Annotated in this window: 13 protein-coding genes; 10 read left to right on the forward strand and 3 right to left on the reverse strand. The window is 63.5% G+C overall.

Features of this window, described 5'->3' with window-relative positions:
- The first annotated feature begins 9 nt into the window (after window positions 1-9).
- Window positions 10-1,944 carry a DUF5054 domain-containing protein gene (locus tag IB263_RS15615; protein ID WP_029742797.1) on the forward strand — a complete coding sequence of 645 codons (1,935 nt, stop codon included), beginning with the start codon at window positions 10-12 and terminating at the stop codon, window positions 1,942-1,944.
- Here IB263_RS15615 and IB263_RS15620 read toward each other — a convergent pair.
- A complete protein-coding gene (locus IB263_RS15620) occupies window positions 1,931-3,241 on the reverse strand; it encodes an adenylate/guanylate cyclase domain-containing protein (protein WP_049810994.1) in 1,311 nt (436 codons plus the stop codon). The genes IB263_RS15615 and IB263_RS15620 overlap by 14 nt on opposite strands.
- 326 nt (window positions 3,242-3,567) lie before the next feature.
- Between IB263_RS15620 and urtA the strand changes: the two genes are divergently transcribed.
- The 6 genes from urtA (at window position 3,568) to IB263_RS15650 (ending at window position 10,070) form a co-directional block, all read left to right on the forward strand.
- The gene (urtA, locus tag IB263_RS15625; protein WP_029742795.1) at window positions 3,568-4,860 is read left to right on the forward strand and encodes an urea ABC transporter substrate-binding protein; all 1,293 of its coding nucleotides are present in this window, start codon (window positions 3,568-3,570) and stop codon (window positions 4,858-4,860) included.
- A 171-nt stretch (window positions 4,861-5,031) separates the two neighbouring features.
- Window positions 5,032-6,648 (forward strand): urea ABC transporter permease subunit UrtB, encoded by a 1,617-nt coding sequence (gene urtB / locus IB263_RS15630; protein WP_112985496.1) that lies wholly within the window; start codon window positions 5,032-5,034, stop codon window positions 6,646-6,648.
- Window positions 6,645-7,805, forward strand: a complete 1,161-nt coding sequence (urtC, locus tag IB263_RS15635) for an urea ABC transporter permease subunit UrtC (RefSeq protein WP_034805744.1) — start codon at window positions 6,645-6,647, stop codon at window positions 7,803-7,805. The genes urtB and urtC overlap by 4 nt, the downstream gene beginning before the upstream one ends.
- A gap of 4 nt (window positions 7,806-7,809) precedes the next feature.
- A complete protein-coding gene (gene urtD, locus IB263_RS15640) occupies window positions 7,810-8,574 on the forward strand; it encodes an urea ABC transporter ATP-binding protein UrtD (protein WP_029742911.1) in 765 nt (254 codons plus the stop codon).
- Between the two features lie 35 nt (window positions 8,575-8,609).
- The gene (gene urtE, locus IB263_RS15645; protein WP_029742910.1) at window positions 8,610-9,305 is read left to right on the forward strand and encodes an urea ABC transporter ATP-binding subunit UrtE; all 696 of its coding nucleotides are present in this window, start codon (window positions 8,610-8,612) and stop codon (window positions 9,303-9,305) included.
- Window positions 9,306-9,611: 306 nt separating this feature from the next.
- Window positions 9,612-10,070 carry an Rrf2 family transcriptional regulator gene (locus tag IB263_RS15650; RefSeq protein WP_029742909.1) on the forward strand — a complete coding sequence of 153 codons (459 nt, stop codon included), beginning with the start codon at window positions 9,612-9,614 and terminating at the stop codon, window positions 10,068-10,070.
- 62 nt (window positions 10,071-10,132) lie between these two features.
- Here IB263_RS15650 and IB263_RS15655 read toward each other — a convergent pair whose 3' ends face one another.
- The gene (locus IB263_RS15655) at window positions 10,133-10,846 is read right to left on the reverse strand and encodes an SDR family NAD(P)-dependent oxidoreductase (protein WP_192438683.1); all 714 of its coding nucleotides are present in this window, start codon (window positions 10,844-10,846) and stop codon (window positions 10,133-10,135) included.
- Window positions 10,847-10,897: 51 nt separating this feature from the next.
- Here IB263_RS15655 and IB263_RS15660 point away from each other — a divergent pair, with 51 nt between their 5' ends.
- From IB263_RS15660 to IB263_RS15670, 3 genes are all read left to right on the forward strand, one after another.
- A complete protein-coding gene (locus tag IB263_RS15660) occupies window positions 10,898-11,524 on the forward strand; it encodes a Crp/Fnr family transcriptional regulator (RefSeq protein WP_051659708.1) in 627 nt (208 codons plus the stop codon).
- 57 nt (window positions 11,525-11,581) lie between these two features.
- Window positions 11,582-12,157 carry a class I SAM-dependent methyltransferase gene (locus tag IB263_RS15665; protein ID WP_034805750.1) on the forward strand — a complete coding sequence of 192 codons (576 nt, stop codon included), beginning with the start codon at window positions 11,582-11,584 and terminating at the stop codon, window positions 12,155-12,157.
- A 145-nt stretch (window positions 12,158-12,302) separates the two neighbouring features.
- Window positions 12,303-13,529: an acyl-CoA dehydrogenase family protein gene (locus tag IB263_RS15670; protein ID WP_051659709.1), complete on the forward strand. Its 1,227-nt coding sequence runs from the start codon at window positions 12,303-12,305 to the stop codon at window positions 13,527-13,529.
- Between the two features lie 79 nt (window positions 13,530-13,608).
- On the opposite strand, the gene IB263_RS15675 is transcribed toward IB263_RS15670, so the two are convergent.
- Window positions 13,609-15,006, reverse strand: coding sequence for an LLM class flavin-dependent oxidoreductase (locus IB263_RS15675; protein WP_034805763.1), 1,398 nt, complete (start codon window positions 15,004-15,006; stop codon window positions 13,609-13,611).
- Between the last annotated feature and the right edge of the window lie 35 nt (window positions 15,007-15,041).

The following is a 15,041-nucleotide window of genomic DNA, read 5'->3' on the forward strand; positions in this document are numbered from 1 at the left end:
GTAGCGAACATGACCGAAAAACGCATCCACGTCGTCTTCAAGACCCATCTCGACATCGGCTTTACCGATCACGCCGAGAAGATCCGAAAGCAGTATCACGAGCGCTTCATCCCGCAGGCGATCGAGACCGGCGCGCACTTCTACAACGAGAACCCGCACGAGCCGCTGTTCGTCTGGACGACGGGCGCCTGGCTGATCTGGGATCACCTGAATTCTCGCTCGAAGGAAGAGGTCGCCCGCCTTGAGCAGGCGATCGAGCGCGGCCTGATCCGCTGGCACGCGCTGCCCTTCACCACCCATACGGAGCTGATGTCGCCGGATCTTTTCAAGGCGGGGCTTTCCTATGCGCAGGAGCTGGACCATCGCTTCGGTCTGAAGACGATCGCCGCCAAGATGACCGATGTGCCCGGCCATACGCTCGGCATGGTGCCGCTGCTGGCCGAAGCCGGCGTGCGCTTCCTGCATATCGGCGTGAACTCCGCTTCGCCGCCGCCGGAAATCCCGGATATTTTTCGCTGGCGAGCGGCGGGCGGCGAGGAAATCGTCGTCATGTACCAGCGCTCCTATGGCGAGACCTATTTCCCCGAGGGTCTCTCCGACGGCTTGAGCTTCGCCCATACCAGCGACAACATCGGCCCGCAGAGCGTGTCGCAGACGGCCGAAGCCTATCGCGAGATCCTGAAACACGAGCCAGGTGCCGCCGTGCGCGCGGCGACACTGGAGGACTACGGCAAGCTTATTTGGGAGGCGCGCGAGCGTTTCCCGGTGGTGGAAAAGGAACTCGGCGACAGCTGGATCCACGGCAGCGGCACCGATCCGGAAAAGATCGCCCGCTATCTGGCGCTGCAGCGGCTTTACGACCAATTTGCCGGCGAGCGGATGACCACAAGCCGCCAGGCCTTCGGCCGCAAGCTGGCGCTGGTCGCCGAACACACCTGCGGCGTCGACATCAAATCCTTCCTGCGCGACGAGAAGGCCTGGGCACGCCCCGCCTTCGAGGCGGCGCGAAAGACTGATCCTCGCTTCCACTATACCGAAGCGTCCTGGGCGGAGCAGCGGGCCTATCTCGACCAGGCGGTTGCAGAGCTGGACGGCGAGGATGCGGTCCGCGCCGAGGCGGCCCTTGCCGAGATTGCCGTTCCATCACGGCCCGAGGCGACCGAGGCTGCTACGCGGCTCGATGTCGGCGGCTGGATCATCGAGCTTGATCCGGTAACCGGCGACGTTTCCGCGCTGACTGCGCCCGACGGCCGGACGGTCCGTGGCGCCAACGGTTCGCTGATCGCCTATCGCTACGAAAGCTATGACGCCGGCGACGTTCGCCGCCACATGGATACGTACCTTACCCATTGGATGGACTGGGCGGTGCTCGACCACGACAAGCCCGGGCTTGCGAAGGTTGCGGAAGCGCGCTCGCAGGCCTACGCGCCCAAGCGTTGCGGCACGACCGCAACATCCGTCCTTGCAGTCATGCCGGCAGAAGCGGTGGAGCAATTGGGCGCGCCTGCCGAAATCGCCATCGAATTTTCCGCCGGCAAGGACGGGCTCGATGTCCGGCTGTCCCTCTATGGCAAGAACGCCAACCGTATGCCGGAAGCGAGCTTTCTGTCGTTCACGCCCGAGGGACGTTCCGCCTGGGATGTGTGCAAGATGGGGCACTGGCACGCCACCGACAATTTCGCCCGCGCGGGCGGTGCACAGCTGCAGGCGGTCACGGCGGTGAGGGGGCGCTCGGAACCGGGCGTCGAGCTGATGGTCGAAAACCTCGACACGCCGCTGGTGGCGCCGCAGTCCTGGCCGTTCATGGCCTTCTGCAAGGACCTGCCTGACTATTCCGCCGGTGTCCGCTTCAACATCCACAACAACAAATGGGGCACCAACTTCCCCATGTGGTGGGGCGGTGATTTCACCACGCGCTTCAAGCTTAGCTTCAGCGGTCGGTGATCGTCAGCGACTGCGGAGCGACGGAAGGCTCATCCTCGTTCGGGTGGGCTGAGCCGGTCTCCCGGTGAAGACACCAGATGTCGACCGGAAGGCGACGACCTGGCAGCACGACCGCCTCGTGCGATACCCATGCGGCTTCCGGTGCTGGTGCTTGGAGCCGGCACATCAACGAAGCGGAGACGACGAGCGGCACCTGCAGCGTCTTGGTCATGGATTCCAGGCGCTGGGCCACGTTGACGGCGTCGCCGATGACGGTGAACTCGCTGTGGCAGCCGCTGTCGAGAACGCCGCCGACGACCGTGCCATAGTGCAGGCCGATGCCGGCATCGAGGGCCGGGTGGTTGTTGCACGCGTTGTGGTTCTTCCAATCCGTGAGGATGTCGACGAGATCGAGCGCGCAGGCAAGTGCCCTGTCGGCGTCGTCTTCCTTCGGTCTCGGCTGGCCGAAGACCGCCATCACCCCATCGCCGATGAATTTGTCGACGGTGCCGCCGTGTTCGAAGATCGTCTGCGAGACGAGTTGGCGATATTCGGCGAGCACGAAGGCGAGCTCAGGCGCCGGTGCCGCCTCGGCAAAACGGGTGAAATCACGCAGGTCCACGAACATGATCGCGGCGCTGCGTCGCTCCAGCCCGAGCACATCGCCTTTCTCCTGCAGGGCGGAAACGACTAGCGGCGAGAAGAAGCGCGAGAGATTTTGTCGCCGCTGGTCGGCCTTCAAGGCTTCCTTGCGCGTCCGGTCGTGGTCGCGCGCAAGAAGATAGATGGCAAAGGCGGTGAAGCCGAAGCTCACGGTCAGGCCGAGATCCTGGTTGAAGAATGCCCCGAGCAGCGAAAGCGGTCCGGAGGCATCGTGCCTTGCAGCCGTCATCGCCAGCATCGTCACCCAGGCTATGAGCACGATGGCGGAAAAGAGGAGGACCAGGCGTCGCTCCAGCTTGAGTCCGACATGGACGAGCAGGATGAAGGCGACGACGAGGCTGGTCGTCGTCAGATTGTGGTTCGCTGTCACCGGGCCGGCCAGAATATGGGCGTAGAGCAGCAGCGCGACCAAGAGCGCATCGAGAACGACGAAGAGGGTCGTCAGCCAGGAGCGGCCGGGCAGATAGCGCGCCGTTGCCACCGACGCCACGCTGATGGCGAGATAGCTGACGACGACGACCGCGTGCATGCGTTCCGCGCCCGCGTTGCCGCCGAGCAGCAGACTTGCCAGCAGGATTGCGAAAGCAACGAAGCGCAGGGTGAGCGAACGCTTCTCCCGGGCCGTATCCCAATGCGGATGAAGTGAGGATGTCATGTCTTTCGGCATTCCCCCTGCGTCGACGGCCGGCGATAGCCGCTCTGCTACCAGTCGATTCGCGTCGAATATGTGGCGTGGCCGCAAGCCCGCTGACCTGCGGCCAGATTAGGTTCTAGGGCTTCCAACGATGGGAAGGTCAAGAAAGATACCATCGCTGCGCTGCAGCCGCCCGCGACCAGGTTATCAATCGCGTTCCTCTTTGCCCCCGGCGCCTACGTAGAATGACGTATGTGCAGTGCAGCGTGGCTGTCCGATGATCCCCTTAAGCAGCGGCTAGAAGCACCGAAGGGCCAGTTGCTCCAGAACGAGAGGGGTTCCATCAGATGACTATCAAGACAAGCGTGACCGGCGCATTCCTGGCCGCCATCCTGTCGACGACGGCTTTCAGCAGCGCTTTCGCCGCTGACGACACGATCAAGGTCGGCATCCTGCATTCGCTTTCCGGCACCATGGCGATCTCCGAGACGACGCTGAAGGACGCCATGCTGATGCTGATCGACGAGCAGAACAAGAAGGGCGGCCTGCTCGGCAAGAAGCTCGAGGCCGTCGTCGTCGATCCCGCGTCCGACTGGCCGCTCTTTGCTGAAAAGGCGCGCGAACTGGTCTCGGTCGACAAGGTCTCGGCGGTCTTCGGCTGCTGGACCTCGGTATCGCGCAAGTCGGTTCTGCCGGTGTTCGAGGAGTTGAACTCGATCCTTTTCTATCCCGTCCAGTATGAGGGCGAGGAAAGCCAGCGCAACGTCTTCTACACCGGGGCGGCGCCGAACCAGCAGGCGATCCCGGCCGTCGACTATCTGATGGAAAACGAGAGCGTCGAGCGTTGGGTGCTCGCGGGCACCGACTATGTCTATCCGCGCACGACCAACAAGATCCTCGAAGCTTATCTGATCTCCAAGGGCGTGAAGCCCGAGGACATCATGATCAACTACACGCCCTTCGGTCATTCCGATTGGCAGACCATCGTTTCTGACATCAAGAAGTTCGGCTCGGCCGGCAAGAAGACCGCCGTGGTCTCGACCATCAATGGCGACGCCAACGTGCCGTTCTACAAGGAACTGGCGAACCAGGGCGTCAAGGCGGAGGATATTCCGGTCGTCGCCTTCTCGGTCGGCGAAGAGGAACTCGCCGGGCTCGATACCACGCCGCTCGTGGGGCATCTGGCAGCCTGGAACTATTTCCAGTCGGTCGACACACCCGCCAATGCCGAGTTCATCAAGACCTGGAAGGCCTATACCAAGAACGACAAGCGCGTGACAAACGATCCGATGGAAGCGCATTACATCGGCTTCAACATGTGGCTGAAGGCGGTCGAAAAGGCCGGCACGACCGATACGGACGCCGTTCTCGACGCGATGATCGGCGTCTCCGTCCCCAATCTTTCGGGCGGCTACTCGACGATGATGCCGAACCACCACATTACCAAGCCGGTGCTGATCGGCGAGATCCAGGGCGACGGCCAGTTCGAGACCGTCTGGGAAACACCCGGCCTCGTCGTCGGCGACGAATGGTCCGATTATCTGCCGGACTCCAAAGACCTGATCTCCGATTGGCGCGCGCCGATGTCCTGCGGCAACTTCAACGTCGCCACCGGCAAGTGCGGCGGCAAGGGCTCCTGATTTCATCACCTAGTCATAGACCGGGCGGCGTGCCACCCGGACAGTGATTGCATGACGAAAACTTGAGGCAAGCATGCCCTTCGTTCGGCGGCGCGCACGAGCGAAGGGAGCTTGCTTGGGCTATGACGGGTTTGTGCATGCGCCGCATGACAGGACCCGCATGAGGGGGCCATGTACCGAATTCTGCAGATCCTGTTCGTTGCGCTGTGTCTGGTGATATCGGCCCATGTGGTCGGTTCTCGCGCAGCCGAAGACCTCGGCCCGCTGATCGATCAGCTGGGCAGCGCTAAGCTTTCCGACATGGACGACCACATAACGGCGCTGGCCGAGACCGGCGACGCGAAGGTCGTTCCGGTGCTTGAGGCGCTGGGCGAGGGGGAACTTTATCAGCGCAAGTCCGACGGCAGGGTCTTTCTGGTCAAGGCGCAGGGCGCAGACCTGCTGCTCGTCGATCCCGTGACCGGGGCTGACGCCGGAGCGGCACCGAAGGCGGCGATGCAGAAGGTCAAGGTCAACAATGCGGTGCGTCGCGCGGTTCGCAGCGCGCTCGGAGGTCTCACGCTCTTCAGCGACGATACCAGTGCGCGCATAAAGGCGGCGCAATCCATGCTGCAGACGCCGAATGCCGATGCGCTCGAGGCGATCGAAACGGCGATCGCGGCCGAGAAAGACGGGACCGTGCGCAAGGTTCTCGATGAGGCCCGCGCGGTGACGCTGCTCGTCTCGGATCGCCCGGACGATCAGAAGCGTCAGGCGATCGCGCTGCTTGCCGAAGGTAACGGGCGAAACGGCCTTGCCGTTCTGACCTCCGCTCTGGCCACAGCCGATGCTTCCCTTAAACCCGATATCGAGGCGGCGATCGCCCGGATCGAGCAGACACAGGCCTTCTGGAGCGCCGGCCAGAACATTTGGTACGGCCTGTCGCTCGGCTCGGTCCTCTTGCTGGCGGCGATCGGCCTTGCCATCACCTTCGGCGTCATGGGCATCATCAACATGGCCCATGGCGAGATGGTCATGCTCGGCGCCTACACGACCTTCCTGGTGCAGGAGGTGGTGCGCAATTCCTATCCTGACCTCTTCGACTGGTCGCTGGCGATCGCGCTGCCGCTCGCCTTTCTCGTGACCGGCGCGGTTGGCCTTGCAATCGAGCGCGGCGTCATCCGCTTTCTCTACGGGCGACCGCTCGAAACGCTGCTTGCCACCTGGGGCATCTCGCTGATCCTGCAGCAGGCGGTGCGCTCGATCTTCGGGCCGACCAATCGAGAGGTCGGCAATCCCTCGTGGATGTCCGGCGCCTTCGAGTTTGGCGGGCTGACCATCACCTGGAACCGCCTGTGGATCATCGTTTTCGCGCTGGCGGTATTTGCGGCGCTGCTGTTCCTGCTCAAGAGGACGTCGATGGGCCTTAAGATGCGGGCCGTAACCCAGAACCGGCGCATGGCGTCGTCGATGGGCATCCGCACCCCCTGGGTGGACGCGCTCACCTTCGCGCTCGGCTCCGGCATCGCCGGCATGGCGGGCGTGGCGCTCTCGCAGATCGACAACGTCTCGCCCAATCTCGGCCAGGGCTACATCATCGACAGCTTCATGGTCGTCGTCTTCGGCGGCGTCGGCAATCTCTGGGGGACGCTCGTCGGCGCCTTCTCGCTCGGCATCCTCAACAAGTTCCTGGAACCCTATGCCGGCGCGGTGCTCGGCAAAATCCTCGTGCTGGTGCTGATCATCCTCTTCATCCAGAAGAAACCGCGCGGCCTCTTCGCACTCAAGGGAAGGGCGGTGGAAGCATGATCACGTCATTTCTGATGCGGTCGTTCGACCGCAGCATTCTGATCGCCGTTGCGATCCTTGTCGGCCTCGCGATGCTTGTCCCGGCGCTCAACCTTTTGACCGCGCCCGATCATCCACTGCACGTGCCGACCTATCTTGTGTCGCTGTTCGGCAAGTACCTGACCTATGCGCTGCTGGCGCTGGCGCTCGATCTCGTCTGGGGTTTCTGCGGCATCCTTTCTCTCGGGCATGCGGCTTTCTTCGCGCTCGGCGGTTACGCCATGGGCATGTACCTGATGCGCCAGATCGGGGCGCGCGGCTCCTACGGCAACCCGCTGCTGCCGGATTTCATGGTGTTCCTCAACTGGAAGGAGCTGCCGTGGTTCTGGCATGGCTTCGACATGTTCTGGTTTGCCGCGCTCATGGTGGTCCTTGTCCCGGGGCTGCTCGCCTTCGTCTTCGGCTGGTTCGCCTTCCGCTCGCGGGTCAACGGCGTCTATCTCTCGATCATCACTCAGGCGATGACCTACGCACTGCTGCTTGCGTTCTTCCGCAACGACATGGGCTTCGGCGGCAACAACGGCCTCACCGACTTCAAGGACATCCTCGGCTTCAACATCCAGGCTAACGGCACGCGCGCCGCCTTGTTCGCTGCCTCGGCGCTGATGCTGGCGCTCTGCCTGATCCTGACGTCGGCGATCGTACGTTCCAAGTACGGCAAGGTGCTCGTGGCAGTCCGCGACGCGGAAAGCCGGACGCGCTTCCTCGGCTACCGCGTCGAGCACATCAAGCTCTTTGCCTTCACCCTATCGGCGATGATGGCCGGCATTGCCGGCGCGCTCTATGTGCCCCAGGTCGGCATCATCAATCCCGGCGAGTTCGAGCCCGGCAATTCGATCGAAGTGGTGATCTGGACGGCGGTCGGCGGGCGCGGCACGCTGATTGGCCCGATCGTCGGCGCCATTCTCGTCAATGGCGGCAAGAGCATCTTCACCGCAGCGTTCCCGGAATTCTGGCTCTTTGCGCTTGGCGGCCTCTTCGTGCTCGTCACCCTGTTCCTGCCGAAGGGCGTCGTCGGAACGGCTGGCGCGTACTTCGCCCGCCGGCGTGCGGAGCGTCAGACGCGGGCGGCTGAAACACCGGACAATCTGGCCGTTGAACCCATGGCGGCGGAGTAACGACATGAACCAGACAATCGGGCAGACCAAGCCGACCAGCCTTCTCTATCTCGACGGCGTCTCCGTCTCCTTCGACGGCTTCAAGGCGTTGAATGCGCTCTCCTTCGTCATCGAACCCGGCGAGCTACGAGCGATCATCGGCCCGAACGGCGCCGGCAAGACGACGATGATGGACATCATCACCGGCAAGACGCGGCCGGACGAGGGGCAGGTGTTCTTCAAGGGCGAGATCGATCTCACGAAGAAGGACGAGGCGGAGATCGCTTCGCTCGGCATCGGCCGCAAATTCCAGAAGCCGACGGTGTTTGAAAGCCACACGGTCTGGGACAATCTCGAGCTGGCGCTCAACCGCAAGCGCGGCGTGTTTCCGACACTCTTTTACCGACTGACGGCAGAGGACAAGGCTCGGATCGAGGAGATCCTTGCGACCATCCGCATGTCGTCGCGCAGCAGCGATCTCGCCGCCAACCTTTCGCACGGGCAGAAGCAATGGCTGGAGATCGGCATGCTGCTTGCCCAGGAGCCGGAACTGCTGCTGGTCGACGAACCGGTCGCCGGCATGACCGACGCGGAAACTGCCGAGACAGCCATCCTGCTGAAGGAGATCGCCAAGACCCGATCGGTCGTGGTTGTCGAGCACGACATGGGCTTCATCCGTGAACTCGGCGTCAAGGTCACCTGCCTTGCTGAAGGGGCGGTGCTGGCGGAAGGCTCGATCGACTTTGTCAGCAGCGATCCGAAGGTGATCGAGAACTACCTTGGCCGGTGATGACCCACACCGAAAATCCAAAAGGAGGGCGCGCCATGCTCAGCGTCGAAAACGTCAATCTTCACTACGGCGCCGCGCAGGCGCTGCGAAACGTGTCGATCACGGCCGAGATGGGCAAGATCACCTGCGTGCTCGGGCGCAATGGCGTCGGCAAGTCGAGCCTGCTTCGGGCGATCACCGGTCAGCATCCGGTCAGCGCCGGCGCGATCGACTTCAACGGCGCAGCACTCGCCGGCATGGCGCCCTATCGGCGGGCAAAAGAAGGCATCGGCTACGTCCCCCAGGGGCGTGAAATCTTCCCGCTGCTGACGGTCAAGGAGAACCTGGAGACCGGCTATGCGCCCCTGAAGCGCGGCGACCGCTCGATACCCGAGGACGTCTTCAACCTCTTTCCGGTGTTGCGCTCGATGCTTGGTCGCCGTGGCGGCGACCTCTCCGGCGGTCAGCAGCAGCAACTGGCGATCGGCCGAGCGCTGGTGACGCGACCGAAGATCCTTGTGCTCGACGAGCCGACCGAAGGCATCCAGCCCTCGATCATCAAGGATATCGGCCGGGCTATCCGCTATCTCAGGGATTCGACCGGCATGGCGATCCTCTTGGTCGAGCAGTATCTCGATTTCTGTCGCGAACTCGCCGACCACGTCTACATCCTCGATCGGGGCGCTGTGGTCCACGAGGGCGCAGCCGAAACGCTGGACACATCAGAGGCGCGCCGCCATCTGACGGTGTGATCGCATCCTGAACAGTTACACCTGCGGTGCTCCGGCGTCGGGTTTCGCGGCGTCCGAGGCAAGCGACTGCTGGCTCTTGAGGCAAAGCCACCTTCTCAAGGGAGCGGAAGTTCTCCCCCTGCCATAAAAGCGCCTTCTAAAATCACTAAATCTATGCAGTAACTGACGTATTTTATTGAGAATGGTGCAGTTTGGGTGTAGGACATCCTAAGCGAAAGAGTGCGGCCGTCACAACCCGTTACCCCCGGTAAATGCCGCGGGAAGGGGCGTTGTGGCGGCTTTCCTTGTTCAGGAAAGTGAAGTGACATGTTGACCAAAAAAGGAAAATACGGGCTCAAGGCCCTTGTCGACCTGGCTCAACTGGAGCCCGGAGAGACCGCCTTCATCACCGAGATCGCCACGCGGAACAATATTCCGAAAAAGTTCCTGGACGCGATCCTGCTCGAACTGCGCAATGCCGGCATCCTGCGCTCGAAGAAGGGCCCGGGCGGCGGCTATTCGCTCTCCCGGCCAGCCTCCGACATCCGCATCGGCCAGGTCATCCGCACGCTCGACGGTCCCCTGGCACCGATCCGCTGCGCCAGCCGCACCGCGTTCGAGGCCTGCGACGACTGTGCCGATCCGGTCAACTGTCATGTGCGCAAGTCGATGAGCAACGTTCGCGACGCGATCGCCTCGATCCTCGACAACATGACGTTGGAGCAGTTCGCCGCCAACGACAACGCGTCCGAGATCGTCGCCTTGAGGGACGCGGAGGCTGGCTAACCTTCACGCAAAGGCCCGCTGTGGGGCCTGCGATCGCAAGATGCCGCTTGAGAACTGCAGCGTCACAGCTTTCTGATGATCGCGGCGGCTGCAGGCGGCGCTATGATTTCGAGCAGGCGCAGCAATCGCGCCTTGCCGACATGGATGCGGGTTGCGCCCGGCTCGAGCGCACGCAGGATTTCCTTCGCCGCATAGGCCGCGCTGACCTTGTCCTTTCCCCGCCCTGATGTCATCGGGGTATCGACGAGCGGCAGCACCACATCAACCACTTTGACTGCGCCTGCCTGGTGCTGGACGGAAAGTGCTTCCGAAAACATGCGCAGCCCCGCCTTGGTGGCGCTGTAGACCGCCGCCGTCGTTTTCGGATAACGGGCGAGTGCTGAGCCGACATTGACGATGACGAAGGGGCGCCCGGGCGTCTTCGGCAGAAGCAGCCGCGACAACAGCATCGGCGCGACGAGATTGGTATCGACTTCGTCCGCGATTTGTCCGGCGTCGTAATGCGGGTCGTCGAACCGGACATTGTGCTGGATGGCCGCGTTGTTGATGAGACCGTCGATCGGATCGCCCGCCATCTTGGCTCCGCAGGCGATGGTTGCGGCCCGATCGCAGAGATCGAGCACCCGCGTTTCGATCCTCCGGTTTCGCAGCGTCAAGTCCTCCAGTCGCTCCCGGTCGCGGCCAAGTGCTAAGACATCGTGCCCTCTCGCGGCCAGTTGCAGTGCGATCTCCCTGCCGATTCCCGAGCTTGCCCCGGTGACGACGTAGCGTGCCATGTGATCTATTTCCCGTTGTTGCGCAGTCGAATCTGCAACGGGAGGACGGGGATGGCATTAACCGAAGTTAAGCGCGCAGAGGGCGCTGCGATTTCGCTGTTCGAGCGCATCGCCCGGCATCCGCTGGCGCAGGCGGAGCGCCTGGCCGAGGCGATGCAGGTGCGCAGCGTGAGGGCTGGCGAAACGGTCTTCCATCAGGATGAGCCGCATCCCTATGTCTATGTGATCGAGCGCGGCCTGGTGAAGCTCACCTATCTGCGTGCCAATGGCGAGGAGTGGATCAAGTCCTTCGCCATCGAAGGGCGGTTCTTTGCGAGCCTCTCGGCGCTGGTGCCCGCCGGGCGGGCGAGCTTTTCGGCAATTGCGGTCGAGGAGAGCCGCCTCGAGAGAATTCCGTTCGTGACGCTGCAGGCGCTGGCCGACACCGACCTTGGCTGGTCGCGGATGATCCGAAGTGCGCTGATGATGCTTGCCGAGCGCAAGGAGCGCCGTGAACGCCAGTTCCTGACGCTTGATCCCGAGGAGCGCTATCGCGCACTGCTCGTCGAGGAACCGGAGGTGGTCGCACGGGTGCCGCAGAAGGACCTCGCCGGCTATCTCGGCATCACCCCGGTCGGCCTCAGCCGCATCGCCAAGCGAGTGCGGGCGGAGGCCGACACCAGGCTTAACCCGGGTTAATGCGCGGCATCCGACAAGGAGCGATACCAGGCACCGTTGCAACAACGGAGGCGCGACTTGACCAAACAGAAAACGGCATCGGATTTCCTGCTCTTCCTCAGATCCTGGGCGGCGAGACCGCTGGAGGTCGCGGCGATCGCGCCTTCGAGCAGACGGCTGGCGGTCGCCATGACCACCGAGATCGGACCGCTCTCCGGCAATGTGCTCGAACTTGGGCCTGGCACCGGAGCCTTCACGCGGGCACTGCTTCGCAACGGCGTTTACGAGGACAATCTCATCCTGGTGGAGCGCAATCCGGCTTTCGCCATGCTGTTGCGGGAGCGGTTCCCGAGCGCGACGCTGATCGAGGGCGACGCCCAGCACCTGGCCCTGCCGGCGGTGAAGTCCGTCGGGGCGGCGATCAGCGGCCTGCCACTTCTGTCCATGCCGGCGCAGACCGTGCGGGCGATCCTCGCCTCGGTCTTTCATCACCTTGCCGAGGATGGAAGCCTGTTCCAGTTCACCTATGGACCGCGATGCCCGATCTCGCTCCAGGTTCTGCGCGAGCTTGGGCTCAAGGCCTCCTTTCGGCGCTGGGTGCCGCTCAACCTGCCGCCTGCCAGCGTCTATCGCATTTCCCGGAATAGTGCCTGAGCGCGATGGCCCCGTTTCCCGCCGGCGCGTGGGCGGCACCGGGTGACAGGTAAGACTTTCTCGGGCTTCCGCCCAAGTCAAAATCCATTTGCTGTCATTGTCTATAGAATAAGTTCATTATTACGCCTCAACCAAGGAGAGGCGGATGAGCAACGTACACTTCCTCAGAGAACCGGCGCCGGTGAACGCCGAACATGACGAAAGGCGACGGGAGCTTTTTGCCCGTGCCGAGGCGCTGTCAACCGATCTTGCCCGTCGGGGCGCCGAACTCGACCGGGTGGGCGCGCCGCCGCGCGAGGAGATCGAGGCGCTCCGCCAGGCTGGTCTGTTGACGGCGTTGCATTCGCCGGAGATCGGTGGGGCCGGCTTGAGCTGGATCGACGGGCTGCGGCTGGTGCGCATCGTCGCGCGCGGCGAAAGCTCGATCGGGCAATTGCTGGGCTACCACTACGTCAACAGCCAATACGTCTATTGGGCCGCCGCCGATCCCCGGCAAGCCTGGGTGCTGGGCGCCGAAACGGTCGAGCGGCAGCTCTACTGGGGTGCAGCCGTCAACCCGCGCGACCCCGGCCTGACGCTCGAGCGGCGCGGCGCGCACTACGTCTTGAACGGCCGCAAGACGTTTTCGACCGGCGCGCATGTCTCCGACCGCATCAACGTCAATGCCACGCTCGACGGCAAGATCGCCAATTTCGTCGTGCCCACCGACCGTCCCGGCTATATCGCGAACGACGACTGGGACAATATCGGCCAGCGCCTGTCGGACAGCGGCAGCGTCGAGTTCCGCGACTTTCCGGTTTATGGGCGAGACTTCATCCAGGCGCTTGCCGAACCCTTAGATCCGCCACCGGTGCAAGCGACCTTCAACACGCCGCTGATCCAGCTCGTCTTCGTCAATTTCTATCTCGGCACGGCGCAGGGGGCGCTGGCAGCAGCGCTCGACTACGTCCGCAGCACAACGCGTCCCTGGGTGACGTCCGGCGTCGAGCGTGCCGGCGACGACCCCTATATCCTTGAGGCGATCGGCGAGCTCCAGACGAACCTGAAGGCGTCGGTCGCGCTGGCTGATGCGGCTGCGGCAGCGGTCGAAGCGGCCTTGTCCGAGGGCAGCTCGGTAACGGCCGAGGCGCGGGGCGCGGCGGCGATCGAGGCCTATGCGGCCAAGGTGCATTCCACCCACGTGGCGCTCGACGTGACGGCAAGGGTGTTCGAATTGATGGGCGCGCGCGCCACGGCTGGGCACTATCGCTTCGACCGCTACTGGCGCAATGTCCGCACCCACACGCTGCATGACCCGGTCGCCTACAAGGCGCGCGAGGTCGGCGACTTTGCGCTCAACGGTCGGATCCCGCCGATAAGCCTTTACAGCTGAACCTGACGCACAGGGTGACTGTGCGTGGAAAAACGCCGCCTGAACAAAGGTTCCGGCGGCGTTTCTTTGATGTCTTCGCTTAAGCGGAGGCCGCGATCGTCTGCCGCTGGCCGGCGAGGTCGCGATAGCCGGCGCCCGGATGCGGCGCTGCAAGCCTCGGACCGGCGCCGAAGAGCTTTTCGCGGAGCGTGCCTTCGCGGTAGCCGGTCTTGTAGACGCCGCGTCTTTGCAGTTCCGGCACCAGCAGGTCGACGGCGTCTTCGAAGGTCCCGGGCGTGATGGCATAGGCAAGGTTGAAGCCGTCGACATCGGTGTCCTCGACCCATTCCTGCAGGAGATCGGCGACCGTCGAGGGCGAGCCGACGAAGACGGGGCCGAAGCCGCCGATACCCACCCAGTCGGCCATTTCGCGCACGGTCCACACCCGATCCGGGTCGATGGTCGTAAAGGTCTCGACGGCCGATTGCACCGCGTTGGTGTAACGGTGGCGAAGCGGCTCGTCCGGGGCGAACTGGCCGAAATCGATGCCTGTCCAGCCGGAGATCAGCGCCAGGGCACCCTCGTAGGACACGTGGCTGCGGTATTCGTCGAACTTCTTCTTCGCCTCCGCGTCGGTTTCGCCGAGGATCACCGTCTGCAGATTGAAGGCGAGGATTTCGCGTGGGTTGCGGCCGGCGCGCGCGGCTGCCTCGCGGACATTGGCGACATAGCGCTTCAATACGGTTTTGGATGGCGCGGCGACGAAGATGCATTCGGCGTGCGCCCCGGCAAAGTCCTTGCCGCGGCTCGAAGAGCCGGCCTGGTAGAGCACGGGCGTGCGCTGCGGCGACGGTTCGCTCAGGTGAATGCCGGGAACCGTGAAGTGGCGGCCGTGATGGTTGATCGGATGCACCTTTTCCGGATGGGTGAAGATACCGCTTGCCCGATCGCGCACGACGGCGCCGTCCTCCCAGCTTCCTTCCCAGAGCTTGTAGCAGACCTCCAGATATTCCTCGGCGAGATCATAGCGGTCGTCGTGGCGCGCCTGCTGCGCCTGGCCGATGTTGAGCGCGCCGCTGTTGAGGTAGGAGGTGACGATGTTCCAGCCGACACGCCCCCGGGTCAGATGGTCGAGCGTCGAGATGCGGCGGGCGAAGGTATAGGGATGCTCGAAGGAGAGCGACGCCGTCAGCCCGAAGCCGAGATGCTCGGTCTCGTAGGCCATGGTCGGCACCAGTTGCAGCGGGTCGTTGACCGGGACCTGGGCCGAATGCCGAAGGGCTGCATCCGCATTGCCGTTCAGCACGTCATAGACGCCCAGCACGTCGGCGATGAACAGGCCGTCGAACTTGCCGCGCTCGAGCGTTTTTGCCAGATGCACCCAGTAATCGAGATCCTTGTAGCGCCAGGACTGGTCGCGCGGATGGGTCCAGAGCCCTGGCGACTGGTGGCCGACGCAGTTCATGTCAAAGGCATTCAGCCGGATTTCGCGGCTCATGGGGCTCTCCTTCGGGCAAGGTTGGGCGTTGCCCA

The organism is Ensifer sp. ENS03 (assembly GCF_014852035.1).
In the GTDB taxonomy this organism is placed as follows: Bacteria; Pseudomonadota; Alphaproteobacteria; order Rhizobiales; family Rhizobiaceae; genus Ensifer; species Ensifer adhaerens.

What these genes read in the sequence shown, in the direction of transcription:
- IB263_RS15615 (WP_029742797.1), top strand. Translation starts at nt 10, where the DNA reads ATGACCGAAAAACGCATCCACGTCGTCTTCAAGACCCATCTCGACATC.
- IB263_RS15620 (WP_049810994.1), bottom strand. Translation starts at nt 3,241, where the DNA reads ATGACATCCTCACTTCATCCGCATTGGGATACGGCCCGGGAGAAGCGT.
- urtA (WP_029742795.1), top strand. Translation starts at nt 3,568, where the DNA reads ATGACTATCAAGACAAGCGTGACCGGCGCATTCCTGGCCGCCATCCTG.
- urtB (WP_112985496.1), top strand. Translation starts at nt 5,032, where the DNA reads ATGTACCGAATTCTGCAGATCCTGTTCGTTGCGCTGTGTCTGGTGATA.
- urtC (WP_034805744.1), top strand. Translation starts at nt 6,645, where the DNA reads ATGATCACGTCATTTCTGATGCGGTCGTTCGACCGCAGCATTCTGATC.
- urtD (WP_029742911.1), top strand. Translation starts at nt 7,810, where the DNA reads ATGAACCAGACAATCGGGCAGACCAAGCCGACCAGCCTTCTCTATCTC.
- urtE (WP_029742910.1), top strand. Translation starts at nt 8,610, where the DNA reads ATGCTCAGCGTCGAAAACGTCAATCTTCACTACGGCGCCGCGCAGGCG.
- IB263_RS15650 (WP_029742909.1), top strand. Translation starts at nt 9,612, where the DNA reads ATGTTGACCAAAAAAGGAAAATACGGGCTCAAGGCCCTTGTCGACCTG.
- IB263_RS15655 (WP_192438683.1), bottom strand. Translation starts at nt 10,846, where the DNA reads ATGGCACGCTACGTCGTCACCGGGGCAAGCTCGGGAATCGGCAGGGAG.
- IB263_RS15660 (WP_051659708.1), top strand. Translation starts at nt 10,898, where the DNA reads ATGGCATTAACCGAAGTTAAGCGCGCAGAGGGCGCTGCGATTTCGCTG.
- IB263_RS15670 (WP_051659709.1), top strand. Translation starts at nt 12,303, where the DNA reads ATGAGCAACGTACACTTCCTCAGAGAACCGGCGCCGGTGAACGCCGAA.
- IB263_RS15675 (WP_034805763.1), bottom strand. Translation starts at nt 15,006, where the DNA reads ATGAGCCGCGAAATCCGGCTGAATGCCTTTGACATGAACTGCGTCGGC.